The organism is Haladaptatus halobius (assembly GCF_020618475.1).
Classification (GTDB): Archaea; Halobacteriota; Halobacteria; order Halobacteriales; family Haladaptataceae; genus Haladaptatus; species Haladaptatus halobius.
Window position 1 is genome coordinate 770,866 of record NZ_CP085336.1, and the last position, 12,507, is coordinate 783,372.

General features: G+C 63.5%; 18 protein-coding genes. 9 read left to right on the top strand and 9 right to left on the bottom strand.

The genetic code is table 11. The features are described 5' to 3' along the window. Positions 1-38: 38 nt before the first annotated feature. Both LIW51_RS20700 and LIW51_RS20705 read left to right on the top strand, forming a co-directional pair. The gene (locus LIW51_RS20700) at positions 39-731 is read left to right on the top strand and encodes a DUF7504 family protein (RefSeq protein WP_227376904.1); all 693 of its coding nucleotides are present in this window, start codon (positions 39-41) and stop codon (positions 729-731) included. 1 nt (position 732) lies between these two features. Then, on the top strand, positions 733-2,817 hold the full coding sequence (locus tag LIW51_RS20705) for a caspase family protein (RefSeq protein WP_227376905.1): 2,085 nt from the start codon (positions 733-735) through the stop codon (positions 2,815-2,817). Here the strand turns inward: LIW51_RS20705 and LIW51_RS38645 are convergent, their stop codons facing one another. Further along, on the bottom strand, positions 2,818-2,952 hold the full coding sequence (locus LIW51_RS38645) for a DUF7503 family protein (RefSeq protein WP_255767517.1): 135 nt from the start codon (positions 2,950-2,952) through the stop codon (positions 2,818-2,820). Between the two features lie 124 nt (positions 2,953-3,076). Continuing rightward, positions 3,077-3,355 carry a hypothetical protein gene (locus LIW51_RS20710; protein ID WP_227376906.1) on the bottom strand — a complete coding sequence of 93 codons (279 nt, stop codon included), beginning with the start codon at positions 3,353-3,355 and terminating at the stop codon, positions 3,077-3,079. Between the two features lie 29 nt (positions 3,356-3,384). Here LIW51_RS20710 and LIW51_RS20715 point away from each other — a divergent pair, with 29 nt between their 5' ends. Next, complete coding sequence (locus LIW51_RS20715; protein WP_227376907.1) at positions 3,385-3,666, top strand: WNWW family protein; 282 nt, start codon at positions 3,385-3,387, stop codon at positions 3,664-3,666. A gap of 35 nt (positions 3,667-3,701) precedes the next feature. Here the strand turns inward: LIW51_RS20715 and LIW51_RS20720 are convergent, their stop codons facing one another. From LIW51_RS20720 to LIW51_RS20730, 3 genes are all read right to left on the bottom strand, one after another. Further along, positions 3,702-4,457 (bottom strand): CPBP family intramembrane glutamic endopeptidase, encoded by a 756-nt coding sequence (locus tag LIW51_RS20720; protein WP_227376908.1) that lies wholly within the window; start codon positions 4,455-4,457, stop codon positions 3,702-3,704. Beyond that, a complete protein-coding gene (locus LIW51_RS20725) occupies positions 4,436-4,588 on the bottom strand; it encodes a hypothetical protein (RefSeq protein ID WP_227376909.1) in 153 nt (50 codons plus the stop codon). The genes LIW51_RS20720 and LIW51_RS20725 overlap by 22 nt, the downstream gene beginning before the upstream one ends. Positions 4,589-4,716: 128 nt before the next feature. Then, positions 4,717-5,397, bottom strand: coding sequence for an MBL fold metallo-hydrolase (locus LIW51_RS20730; RefSeq protein WP_227376910.1), 681 nt, complete (start codon positions 5,395-5,397; stop codon positions 4,717-4,719). 95 nt (positions 5,398-5,492) lie between these two features. Here LIW51_RS20730 and LIW51_RS20735 point away from each other — a divergent pair, with 95 nt between their 5' ends. After that, on the top strand, positions 5,493-5,936 hold the full coding sequence (locus tag LIW51_RS20735) for a hypothetical protein (RefSeq protein ID WP_227376911.1): 444 nt from the start codon (positions 5,493-5,495) through the stop codon (positions 5,934-5,936). On the opposite strand, the gene LIW51_RS20740 is transcribed toward LIW51_RS20735, so the two are convergent. Together LIW51_RS20740 and LIW51_RS20745 are read right to left on the bottom strand one after the other, a co-directional pair. Continuing rightward, positions 5,933-7,042, bottom strand: a complete 1,110-nt coding sequence (locus tag LIW51_RS20740) for a PQQ-dependent sugar dehydrogenase (RefSeq protein WP_227376912.1) — start codon at positions 7,040-7,042, stop codon at positions 5,933-5,935. The two genes, LIW51_RS20735 and LIW51_RS20740, sit on opposite strands and share 4 nt — an antisense overlap. Positions 7,043-7,134: 92 nt before the next feature. Next, a complete protein-coding gene (locus LIW51_RS20745) occupies positions 7,135-7,560 on the bottom strand; it encodes a DUF7988 family protein (protein WP_227376913.1) in 426 nt (141 codons plus the stop codon). A gap of 98 nt (positions 7,561-7,658) precedes the next feature. Here LIW51_RS20745 and LIW51_RS20750 point away from each other — a divergent pair, with 98 nt between their 5' ends. From LIW51_RS20750 to LIW51_RS20765, 4 genes are all read left to right on the top strand, one after another. Next, positions 7,659-8,393 (top strand): sporulation protein, encoded by a 735-nt coding sequence (locus LIW51_RS20750; protein ID WP_438267407.1) that lies wholly within the window; start codon positions 7,659-7,661, stop codon positions 8,391-8,393. A gap of 105 nt (positions 8,394-8,498) precedes the next feature. After that, positions 8,499-8,846 (top strand): thioredoxin family protein, encoded by a 348-nt coding sequence (locus tag LIW51_RS20755; protein ID WP_227376915.1) that lies wholly within the window; start codon positions 8,499-8,501, stop codon positions 8,844-8,846. An 82-nt stretch (positions 8,847-8,928) separates the two neighbouring features. Next, positions 8,929-9,180 carry a Sec-independent protein translocase subunit TatA/TatB gene (locus LIW51_RS20760; RefSeq protein WP_255767518.1) on the top strand — a complete coding sequence of 84 codons (252 nt, stop codon included), beginning with the start codon at positions 8,929-8,931 and terminating at the stop codon, positions 9,178-9,180. A 153-nt stretch (positions 9,181-9,333) separates the two neighbouring features. Continuing rightward, positions 9,334-9,618 carry a hypothetical protein gene (locus tag LIW51_RS20765; RefSeq protein ID WP_227376916.1) on the top strand — a complete coding sequence of 95 codons (285 nt, stop codon included), beginning with the start codon at positions 9,334-9,336 and terminating at the stop codon, positions 9,616-9,618. A gap of 31 nt (positions 9,619-9,649) precedes the next feature. Here the strand turns inward: LIW51_RS20765 and LIW51_RS20770 are convergent, their stop codons facing one another. Then, positions 9,650-11,317, bottom strand: coding sequence for a gamma-glutamyltransferase family protein (locus LIW51_RS20770; protein WP_227376917.1), 1,668 nt, complete (start codon positions 11,315-11,317; stop codon positions 9,650-9,652). A gap of 87 nt (positions 11,318-11,404) precedes the next feature. Between LIW51_RS20770 and LIW51_RS20775 the strand changes: the two genes are divergently transcribed. Next, positions 11,405-12,055, top strand: a complete 651-nt coding sequence (locus LIW51_RS20775; RefSeq protein WP_368411856.1) for a DUF1028 domain-containing protein — start codon at positions 11,405-11,407, stop codon at positions 12,053-12,055. A gap of 26 nt (positions 12,056-12,081) precedes the next feature. On the opposite strand, the gene LIW51_RS20780 is transcribed toward LIW51_RS20775, so the two are convergent. Further along, on the bottom strand, positions 12,082-12,504 hold the full coding sequence (locus tag LIW51_RS20780; RefSeq protein ID WP_227376919.1) for an ester cyclase: 423 nt from the start codon (positions 12,502-12,504) through the stop codon (positions 12,082-12,084). Between the last annotated feature and the right edge of the window lie 3 nt (positions 12,505-12,507).

The window sequence follows — 12,507 nt, forward strand, 5'->3', positions numbered from 1 at the left end:
TAAGAGCTTTATTATTATTGTTCTAATTACCAGTAAGGATGTCATTCGCGCAGGCACAGGATCGAAGCGACGGGGTGCGAGACCTCGACGCCGCGTTACGGGAGCTGAAACGACAGGGTTGTGCCCTGCTGATAACGGGGGAGGTGCCGGAACACGTCACGGCGAAAGCGACGAAGCGTTTGCTCGGTGACCCGAACTGCGGCCGCAAGCGCCTGCTCGCGTTCACCGATGCCACGTCGGAGCACATCGACGACTGTCTGCCGTCGGGGGTGAAGCGAAACGCCCCGGACGTGTGGATAATCGACCCGTGTGGAATCGACCGAGCAATACCATCGACCGCCGACGATATCGAACTCCCGAAGGCCGACGAGGGGAGCGAACTCAACCGTCTCAGGCAGGAACTCGTGCAGGCGGTGGGTTACTTCGACGATGTAGCCGAGGGACTCGACCCCGCCGAACTCAGGGTCAGCATCGACTCGCTGGAGTATATGCTCGAAGCGAACGACCTTTCCCCGACGGAGCGGTTCCTCCGGACGGTCGCTGCGCTCGTCCGCGGGGTTCGTGGCATGGGACACGTCCACCTGCCGCTGCCGGACGATTCGGCGACGGTGCAGGAGTTATCGCCGCTGTTCGACGCGCGAATCGAACTGCGGAAGCGCGATACGCTGGCCGCGGAACAACGATGGCACGTCCCGCGGCACGACATCACGACCATCTGGACCAAGCTTTAGCATGCACTCACAGGTCATCGCTCACCCCGACCGAGCCGGACTGCTGATAACGGATCCGATAGAGAACGCCCGGTTCGCGCTGTACACGGACGACGCCGTGACGCCGCGCGAAACGAACCCCAAGGAGTTCTACTTTCCGGTGGACGACGCCGTCACCGTCGAGACGAGCGGCGTGGAGATTCCGAAGCTAGGGAACGTCTTCGTTCGGACGCAGACGGGGACGTTCGTCACGGACAACGCGGATCGCACCGACGCGCATCTCGAGCCGAACGCCTACTTGCTCGAACTGACGACGGCTCCGATGAAACTGTATCTCGCCATCGAGAGCACACTCACCATCGAACACGGCGATCAGGCGGTGATGCTGTCGTTCGACGACACCGTCGCTCTCCGAGTCGGCACGCGGTCGTTCCACGAACGTCCGGCGGGCACCATCAGGACGACGGAGGATATGCGCGACGTGATGCGCGCAGTGTCGCTGTTCGGGTCGGCGCTGAAGACGACCAGTTCCGAGCGGTCGTTTCCCACCCTCCGCGGCCACCCGCCGCTCGTGGAACTCGGCGACGAGTTCGACGCGCCGGAGGGGCTCGTCCGGCCCGACACAGAGGTCGAACTGGTGCTCCCGCCGGAGCAGGAGTACGTCTACCCCGCCGCGCCGCTCGCGTACTATCTCGGAGCGGAGCTGGTTCCCGGGAGATCGCCGCGCCTCGTCGCGGACGGGTTCGAGTATGACCTCGACGGGCCGGACGGGTACGAAACGACGGTTCACAGGACGCTCCAACAGTCCTTCTTCTTCGACTGCCTGACCCGGACGGAGGGGTACTATCAGGTGGACTTACACGAGCGTCGGCAGGTCGAACCGCTAGTCGACGTCGACTTCGGCGAGTTGTACGACGCGTCGCTCCCGGCGCGACTCGAAACCTACCTCGACGTTCCGTTCGAGACGATTCGGGGCTTCGTTCCGGAGTGGAATTTGACGACCGACGTGACGCCGATTCCCGAGCACTGTAACATCCTCCCGTTCGTCGCCAACGACCTCGCGCTCGTGCGCTGTCCGCCGAATCCCACGGAGATGAACGTCGTGCCGACGCTCAAAGCGCAAGAGGAGTTCTTCCGGGACGCTCACGCCGTAGGTGACGACTTCGTTCGGAGCGCGGGCGAGCAGGAGGTGGTGGAGAACATCTTCAAGCCCGACCCGCCGGGGACGGTCGAACACGCGTGGGTCGGCGAGGGCTACCCCCTAGGCGCGAACAAGGTCACGGCGACCTCCCAGCGCAGGCGACTGGAGCGCGAACCCTCCGAGAAGGATCACATCGAGATTCACATAGTCTGCAACGACGAGTTGATGCAAGAGGAGGGCGCGGTGGTCGAACACTACGGCCTGCGCGACCTGCTCCAGTTCGACGTGAACCTCCACTACAACCTCACGACCGACAAACTGCGGGAACTGCTCGCCGCGCCCTCGGATTTCCTGCACTACATCGGCCACGTCGACATCAATGGGATGCGCTGCTCCGACGGCTACCTCGACGCCCGGACGCTCTCGGACGTGCGGGTGAAAGCCTTCCTCCTGAACGCCTGTCGCTCCTACGAACAGGGTGAGGCGCTGGTCGACGCAGGAAGCTTCGGCGGCGTCGTCACGCTCTCGGAGGTGGCGAACCGGATCGCGACGAAGGTCGGAAAACCGCTCGCTCGGCTCTTGAACTGCGGATTTCCTCTCCGGGTCGCGCTGTCGATTGCGCAGGAGCAGGTTTCGATCGGGTATCGGTACATCACGGTCGGAGATGGTGGGATAATGCTTGTGCAAAACGAAAGTGGGGCAGCTACCTATCCAGAAATTAATCGACTGAAGCCAGGATTATACTCGGTTTCTGTTCGAGTTTATCCTCTTCCTCACTTCGGTCTCGGGTCCTTACTGGCAACGCACATTACAGAGGATAATACGAGGTACTTGACATCAGGAGAAATCGACACTTTCATCCTTAACTCAGAAGAGCTTCAGGACTATCTCAGGCTTGAAACGATCCCCATAAAATTTAATGAGAAACTTCAATGGAGCAATGAATTACTTGAAGGTGAGTTGTAATCAAGGGCCAGCACAGGCTTCACCGACGTTTGCCGCCACACTTCCTGCCTGTGCCACGAACAATCCGACCGCGAAGAAGAAGCCGATCATTTTCGGATGCCGTTCCAACTGGGTTGCAATTCTGTTTCGGCTCATAGGCCATGTGTCACTATTTTACCCATCTAAATTTAATTAACTAAATCATTCAAACACACGAACGTTATCGGAAAATCACAATGGACAGTGAAAAACCATTTTTCGTCGGAAGTTAAGGTGGTCGTCAGTACTGCTCTCGCTCGATATCCTCCAGATGGAGCTGGATTCGGTCGAATTTCGAGACATCCACGAAGGCGTACTCCGCGCCGCCGAAGAACGAATCGGGGACTTCCGAGTCAGTGAGGAGCAGGTCGGGGTCGGCGTCGACGTGGTTCACCTTCTCGAACGGGATGACGCGCGCGAGCGGCGGGTCATCGTTAAGACAGACGACGGCGTGTTCCTGTACGAGCACGCCGTCGTACTCCTGTGCCTCGTACTCGTCCACGGCGAAGACGGTGGGCATGGGTGATGCGACGGGGAGCACGATATTAAATGGACGCGACCGAACTCGACCGACGACTGTGCGAGGCGTTCGACGCGCCGGACGGGGAGCGCCGGGTGGTCGTCCGGCAGGCGGGCGACCTCTCCGATTCCAGGCGGTACCGCGCCGACGCGGGCGTCAAACTGTCCGCGGAGGCGGTCGTGTCGAACCTGCGCGACGCGCCGGACGACCTCCTGCTTCCCGAGAAGTGGAACTGGTGGATGGGGTCGCTGGAGATCGCATACGGGGGCTACTCGGAGTTTCAAATTCTGCGATGGAAACGCAACCGCTAGCGCCGCGGCGATGCCGAGCGACCGAACCGATTACCTCACGACGGAAGCTGACCGGTCACCATCAGGTAGGCCAGTCCGAACTGGAGGGCGTTGAACGCGCCGTGGATCAGCGCCGGAACAACGAGATTTCGAGTGTACTCGTAGGTCGCGCCTAGTACGGGCGAGAGGACGAAGAGGATGCCGAGGTAGACGAGCTTCCCCGCACCCTGCAGGGAGAAGACGTGGACGAACGCGAAGATGAGACTTGCCAGCGCGATGGCGGGCCAGCGTCCAAACGATTCGCGGAGTCGTTCCTGCACGACGCCCCGGTAGAGCAGCTCCTCGCCCGGGCCGATGAGCAGGAACGAGAGCGGAATCAGGAGCAAGAAGACCCGCGGGTCTTGCTCGCCGAGTCTCGTGAGTTCGTTCTGCGCGGACTGAATTCCGAAGGTGGTGAGCACGAGCGACACCGCGATGAGACCGCCGTAGAAGACGACGAACCCGCCGACGACCCAGCCGAAGTCGGGCAGCGTCGGGACGCGCATCTTGACGTAGTCGAGACTTCGGCCGGTGTACCGGAGGTACGCCAGCGCGAACAGGCCGAACGCGACGCCCTGTCCCATCACCACCGAGACGGCGACGAGGAGCGAGGGTTGGTCGAGGACGGGAATCCCGACTGCGACGAGCGCGAGCGCGGCGAGCAGGACGACCACGGCGGCGAAGGCGTACCCGCCGAAACCCAGAGTTATCGCGGCGAACACCGCGCGGGAACGTCGGTTCCAGAGCACCGTCACCGCTCGGCCCTCCGGCACCGCGCGACGGTGCGTCGCTCGCCTCGGACGAAGATGCGGAGTCGGTCGTTCGGATTCGATTCGAGCGGTCGTTGGACGGCGGCATTTTCGAGTGCGCCGGTCGCTCCGGTGACGAGATATCGTATCCCCATTCCACTTCGTGTCGTGATTGGACGCACAGGATAGTGATTATTGTGTAGAGATGTTGTCTCTTTCGGGTGGAATCCGAGGGAGAGACGAGTGAACGAAACGGTGGACGGGATGACGTGATCGGAGAGCGTCACACTCGATTCGCAAGCGTAGAAAGCGCCTCCGAACCGCCTGTGCGGATCGGCCTTCCGTGACCCAGACAGAGTATCTCGACGGACGGCACCGACCGAGTGAATCGTCGGATACTCCGCCGAATCTCGCGCGTGTCGTACGAATCCCACCACTTCGGCGGCGTCAGCGCGCCGCCGCGCCCCCAGACGAGGTCGCCGAGGAGACCGACGCTGAGTTCGTCGTGGACGTACGCCGTGTGCCCCGGATTGTGACCGGGGGTGTGGTAGGCCGTGAATCCGCCGATGTGCGCACCGTCTTCGAGCGGGTGCACGCCGAAGCGGGCGGGTATCGGCACGAGCACGCGAGAGAGACGATGGAACGCGCCTTTGTGGTGGAGCAGCGGCGGGTCGTACGCGCCAGAGAGAAGGGCCGCGTCGCGCTCGCCGACGAAGACGGGCGCGTCGAGGTCGGGGAGGTCTCGGAGACCGCCGACGTGGTCTACGTCGTAGTGGGTGACGAGCACTCGGTCGACAGCTTTCGGGTCGTACCCGGCGTCCCGAAGTTCGCGGCGTACCCCAAACCGGGGCAGGCCCGCGTCCACGAGGGTCACCTCGCCGTCGTCCACGAGAAAGGCGTTCGCTCCGACGACGGGAACCGCGAGTTCGAGCAGCCAGACCCCGTCCGCGAGTTCCTGCGCCATGGGCGCGATACGCCGAGCAGTGGCTTAAGAGTGGGAGTCGAAGCGGTGGGCAGAGAGCCGAAACATCTTCCCGCGTCACGCACCGAGCGCGGAGTATGCGTCTCGAAGCGGTCGGTGCGGGCGTACTGATACAACTCCTCGCAGTGCTCGCCGGTGCGACCATCCCGCTTCCCCAAAGCGTTCGAGTAACCGCGGCGCTGGCGCTCCTGATGGCCGGACTGGCGGGAGGATACACCGCCGGGTGGTTCGCAGGGGGCGACTGGCGTTCGGGCCTTCTGCACGGCTTTCTCGCGGGAGGGGTCGGCGGCGGCGCGCTCGCGCTCGTCCTCCGCCATACCATGACGACGCCCGGAAGCGAAGTCGGCGCGATCTGGGGGCTGAACTACCTAATCGCGACGAGCGGCATCCCGTCGGAACTGGCCGCGGCGTACGACGCCCAAATCGCCATCGTGCTCCCCGCGCTATTTGGACTCCTGTTCGCGCTGGAGGGCGCGCTGGCCGGCGGTGCGGCGGGTACCGTGGGTGTCGAACCGCCTTAAGGCGTCCATCGGAGTATCCTGTCGTCGTCATCCGCCGGAGTTCCCCGTCCGTCCCGGTTGCTCGTGACGAAGTAGAGACCGTCGGAGCCGTCGAGGACGCTCCGGACGCGACCGAACTTGCCCTCGAACAGTCGGTCGTCGGACTCGACCGTTCGGCCGTCCGGGCCGAACGTGACTCGGTGGAGGTGTTCGCCCGCGAGTGTTCCGAAGTAGAACGCACCGTCGTAGAACGCCGCGCTCGCAGGTGCGATGGTCGGCGTGTAGGACGCGAGGGGGTCGGTGAACGACGGATTTTCGCTCTTCCCGGTCACGACCGGCCAGCCGTAGTTGTTCCCGCGTTCGATGTAGTTGATTTCGTCGTCCGTGTCCGGGCCGTGTTCGGTGCTGTACAACGCCCTCGTGTCGGGATGGAACGCGAGGCCTTCGGGATTCCGATGGCCGTAGCTAAACACCGGCCCGCGGCAATCGGGAACCGACCCGTCAGCGTCGAGTCGCAGAATCGACCCGTGGAGCGTCTCGGGATTCTGCGCCTTCTCTGCCTCGTCGGCGTCGCCGACCGAGGCGTAGAGGTCGCCGTCCGGCCTGAACGCGAGACGACCGCCCGTGTGTCGTTTCGCCCCGGGGATGTCGTCGAAGACGACGGCCGCGCGCTCCAGTTCACCGCCGGAGAGACGGTATCGGAGAATGCGCTGTACGATTCCGTCGTCCTCATAGGTCTGGAAGAGGTACAGGCACGGCGTGGCGGGGAAATTCGGATGAAGCGCGAGGCCGAGCAAACCGCCCTCGCCGACCGCGTACGTATCGTCGATTTCGGCGAGCAGTTCGACCCCATTGGAACCGAGGCGGTTGACGCGCCCCGGACGTTCCGTGAAGTAGAGCGTCCCGTCGGAGGAAACGTCGGTACCCCATGGAACTTCGAGATTCGTTGCGACGGTTTCGACCGGTGATTCGCGCGCCAAGAACCGATTTCGTAGGTCGTCCGGACGCGGGGCGTCGGAGAGCGGTTCGGGGTGGGAATCCCTCGAAGCGGTGTCTCCGCCGGCGACACCGACCGAGAGGAGCGCACCCGCACTTGCGAGAACCTGTCGTCTGGTACTCGGTGGCACGAGACGATTATATCCTTATCACCGGATTAAATTTTTTGTCAGAATGTTTGATTTGTACCCGGATGTTCGGCGACCGCTACAGTTTACCCCGGCTACACGAAATCGACCGAAACCGCGGCTCGAAGGTCGTCCGGCCCGCGGACGTAGCACGTCTCACCCTCACGAATCACGTCGAACGCGCGGAGCAGAACGACCAGCCGACCCGCCGAGACGGTCGCGCGGAGCATCGGCCCGCGACCGGTCACGGTGACGTACGGCGGCGCAGGAACCGGCGTCGCGCGCATCGAGAGTCCGGCGGCGGACACCGCCCCGGAGAGAACGTCCGGAAAACGCGCCAGCAACCCCGTCTCGCGCAGTTGGCGCGAAAGGGGTTCGACGATCGCCTCACGGTCGGTCGTCGCGTCGGCTTCCCACGTTCCGGCGACCCTGTCGGCACACCGCAGAACCGAGGCGACCGTCTCCTCGTGCGCGTCGAGCAGATACTCGCGGGCGGCGGACTCGGGGGCAGGGTCGGTCATCCGCCAAAACGCGCGCGGGCGGGACACAAAACTGTGTCGAACGATAGCACGGCGCGGCGGGAAAACTTATATCGCAAATGGACGAAATAACCGCCGGGATGAAACGAATCCTCTCCCGCGTCGGAATCGGTGCCGCCCGCGTCGACACCATCCTCCCGAAGACCACGCTGACAGCCGGCGAGTCGGTCGACTTCGAGGTTCACGTCGAAGGCGGCTCGACCGAACAGGAAGTGGACGCCATCTACTTCGCGCTGCTGATCCGGTACGAGACGGACGACAGCACCAAGACGGGCGTCATCGACAAGTTCCAAGTCGCGGAGCCGTTCACCGTCGGCCCGGACGAGGAGAAGACGTTCCCCATCACCATCGACGTACCCATCGACGCACCCGTCACGGTCGGGCGCACGAACGTCTGGCTCGAAACCGGCCTCGACATCGAGTGGGCGGTCGACCCCGACGACGAAGACCCGGTGCAGATCGACCCCGGCCCGCGGCTCGCCACCCTCTTCGATGCCTTCGACTCGCTCGGATTCACGCTCCGAACCGCGAAGTGCGAGTCGGCACCTGGCGGTCTGTTCTCGGGCCAGCAATTCGTTCAGGAGATGGAGTTCGTCCCACGCTCCGGGCCGTTCTCCGGAAAGTTGGACGAACTCGAAGTCGTCCCCAGCGAGTCCGAAGACCGACTCGACGTGAACCTCGAAGTCGACCGCCGCGGTGGCCTCCTCTCCGAGATGACCGATTTGGACGAACGGATGACCCGACTCTCGTTCACGAACGAGGGGAAGAGCGAGATGGCGGAGAAACTACGCGCGGAAATCGAGCGACACACCTGAATCGGTAGCGCACCCGCGAACCGAATCGGTCGCGTTTCTTCGTCGGACGAGCGTCGACGCGTGCGAAAGCGAACGTCCCAAATGCGGCGAGAACCCATACAAAGCGTGGGCGACCGTTTCGAAAAACCGCTTCGAGTCGAAGGCGGCGACGAACTCGACCGCGTCGTCGCCGAACGCGACCTCGTGCTGGTCGATTGCTACACGAAGGGCTGTGCGCTCTGTCGAGCCATCGAACCGGTGGTCGGAAACGTGGCGCGCGCGACCGACGCCACGGTCGTGATGGTGAACCCCGGCGACGACCTCTCGCTCGTGGAGCGGTACGACATCCGAAGCGTCCCGACCCTCCTGTTGTTCGAGGACGGCGAACTCGTCGGGCGGATGGCCGACGGCTTTCGGGGAACCGAGGCAGTGGTCGAGTTCGTGGAACGCCGAGGCGAAACCCGGCACACGTGAATCGGCGCGAGTGCGACCCCATGACAACTTCTGGCACGGGGCAAAAAGCCTATAAATGACCACCTACGATGATTTACCACAGATGGTAGTTGAAATGATTCCGCTGTTCGGGCCGATTCCCGGTGGGATGGAGCTCGCGGTGATTCTGCTCATCGCAGTACTCCTCTTCGGTGCAAACAAGATTCCGAAACTCGCGCGCTCGACGGGCGAAGCCATGGGTGAGTTCAAGAAAGGACGACAAGAAGTCGAAACCGAACTCCGCGAGATGCAGGAGTCCGGGTCGTCCGCGGAGACCGAAGGCGATTCCGCGGTCGAAGCCGACGCGGAAGTCTAAGCGAGTTTCGGGGGGTTCGGGGTTTCCCCGGCCCGACTTCGGTTTTTCCAGCAGTTCGACGTGGAGACGAAGTCACGGCGTTTCGGCGTCGAACGTACCAACCCTCCTTCGCCGACCGCAACGGAAAAGTCACTCTCTCGCAAACGAACCACCATGTTGGACGACACGACAGACGTGGAACGAGAAGCGGAGAACGGTAGTTCGGGGTCCGGACTTCGGATGCTCTTACTGATCGGATTTTCGTTCATCGCCGGCTACTTCTTCGGGAAGCGTCGCGGGGGCGAACCCGACCTTCGCGAGGAACTCGAAGACCTCGGACGCGCCGACGAAGGGCCGATGGAGATAGAGATCGACGATACGCCAGGTAGCTCCGCGGAGGAAACGGAGCACGAGGGAGACGAGGAAAGCGAAGCGGGTGACGAAACTGAAGAAGACTGAAACGAACGATAATTCGGTCTCCGGTGGTGGTTCAGTACCCGGCGGCCGTTCCGTCTTTCCTCGGTTCCGTCGCGCCCGAGAGGACGCCGCCGTCGTTTCTCGCCATTTGTGCGCCGCCGAAGAGCGACGGCGGAAGCACGCGCACGTCGTGACCTTTTCGCGCGAGTTTCGTCGAGAGGTTACCGGCCATCCGACCCTCGACGCCGAGTGTGCCGTCTTCCCGATAGCGCCACCGCGGACGGTCGAGCGCGGCCTGTAGGGGCATGTCGTAGTCCACGACGTTCGAGACGAGTTGGACGTGACCCTGCGGTTGCATGTACCCGCCCATCACGCCGAAGGCGGCCCAGTCGTCCGCGTCGAATCGAGCCAACGCGGGAATCAGAGTGTGGAACGGACGCTTTCCGGGTTCGAGGCGGTTCGGATGGTCGGGGTCAAGCGAGAACGACGCCCCGCGATTCTGGAGGGCAATGCCGGTGTCGCCGGCGACCAGCCCCGACCCGAACCCGGCGAACCGGGAGTTGATGTAGGAGACGACGTTGCCCTCGCCGTCGGCGACGCAGAGCAAGACGGTGTCCGCGTCCTCCGCGTTCGCATTGGGGACGCCAAAAGACACGTCATGGTTCGCCGTCTCGTCGACGCCTGCCGCTCGGTCGCGCGCCCACTCTTCGGACGCGAGCGGCGGAACCTCCTCGTACTCCGGGTCGGTGATGTAGCGGTGCCCGTCGTGGAAGGCGAGCTTCATCGCCTCCGCGAAGTAGTGGATGCGCTCCGGCGAGTCGACAGGATGGTCGCCCGCGCCGAGTTCGTCAGCGATATTGAGCGCCTCCAACGCGATGAGACCCTGATTGTTCGGCGGGAGTTCGAAGATTTCGGCTCCGCCGTAAATCGTCGAAACCGGGTCGAGGAACTCGGGTTCGAAGGTGGCGAGATCGTCCACCGTCATGAAGCCGCCGTGCGACCGAACCTCCTCGGCGATCTGTTCGGCGATGTCGCCCTCGTACACCACGTCAGCGCCTTCCTCCGATATCTTCCGGAGACTCTCGCCGAGGCGAGGAAGCGCCATCGTCTCGCCAGCGCCGGGGGCGCGACCGTCTTTCAGGTACGCCTCGCGGGCGTTGTCGGTTTCGAAGAGGGTTTCGGCTCCCGTCCAGTGGGACGCGATGACCTCCGACACGGGGTAGCCGTCCGTCGCGTACTCGATCGCCGGCTGCAGCACGTCGCCGAGCGACAGGTGACCTAACCGCCGTACCGTTGCTTCCCAGCCTCGCGCGGTGCCCGGGACGGTCACGGCGTGCGGGCCGAGAAACGGCATCTCGAGGTCGTCGGTCGCGTCCTCGTCGACCGCGTAGCCCCGATTGCTCGGATACCACTTCGAGCTATCGGGACGGGCCCCCACCGAGGAGCGGACGTTTTCGACGGTCGCTTCGCTCGGCGCGCCGCCGCAGCTTCGCATCGCGCCGACCTCGCCGTCCGCGGTGCGGTAGAGCGCGAACACGTCGCCCCCGAGTCCAGTGCTCGTCGGTTCGACGACGTTGAGCGCCGCGGCGGTGGCGACGGCGGCGTCGAAGGCATTCCCCCCTCGTTCGAGAATCGAGACGCCCGCTTGCGCCGCGAGCGGTTGACTGGTAGCGACGATTCCATTTGGTGCGTAGACGGTCGAACGACGGGAGGTAAACCGGTCTAGGTCGGGTTTCGGCATACCGTAACGTACTCGGAAACGACCCTAAAACACCCACCAAATAGTTCCGGTGTGGGGCTTATCGAGGAGCGCGCGAATCCGGAACGCATGACGTTCTCCATCTGCGTCCGCGAGGAGTCGGACGAGGGCACCAGCTTTGGAGTGGCGGTCGCCACCGACGCCCCGGCGGTCGGCGCGCTCGCACCCTGCATCAGCCACGACGGCGTCATCAGCACGCAGAGCTTCGTCAACGTTCGTCTCGGGAGGCGAGGTGTCGCGCTCCTGCCCGACCTCGCCGTGGACGACGCGCTGGACGGGCTACTCGAACAGGACGACCACAGCGACCTCAGACAGGTTCACGGGCTTGACGCGCGAGGGAACGCCTACGCCTTCTCCGGCGACGGCTGCGACGATTGGTTCGGCCACCGAGTTCACGAGGAGCGCGGCGTCACCATCGCGGGAAACATGCTGGTCGGCGAGGAGACGCTCGACGCGCTGGTCGAAACGTTCGCGGAAAGCGACGGCGACCTCGTCTCCCGACTGGTCGACACGCTCGCCGCCGGAAAGGAGGCGGGCGGCGACAAGCGCGGTCACACCTCGGCGGTGGTGCGGGTGAAAGCCCCGAAAACGACCGCCTACCACGACCTGCGAGTCGACGCCCACGACGAGCCGATAGCGGAACTGAGACGCGTCTACGAGACCGCGAAGAACGCGAGCGGCGGATTCAGTGAGGAGTCGAAGGAGCGAATCTTCGATTAGGTGACCGGTCGAAACGCCGGAAACGACTATCGGTCGGAGATTTCACCGAGCTGTTGCAAGAAGCCGAGGATGTCGTCAACGACCCACCGCTCCGCGATCTTCCCGTCTTCGACGTGGGCGAATATCGTTCCCGTCAGTTCGACGGCGTTTCCGGTCGGTTCGATGTCCATGAACTCGCCCTCGTGCGTTCCGCGCATGGTGAACCGATTGGCGACCCTGTCGCCGTCGGCGATTACCTCGTCTACGGTTCCTTCCAAGTCGGGGAAGGCCTCGTAAAACGCCGCGACCTGTCGTTTGAACTCCTCGCGGCCGCGAACCTTCGACGGCCCCCACGTGGAGTGCTGGACGAAATCCTCGGCGAGGAGTTCGTCTATCGCGTCTAAGTTCCTTTCGTTCCACACGTCTTGCTGCATGCGGCGAGCGAGCGTTTCGATTTCTTCGGCGGTCATGGT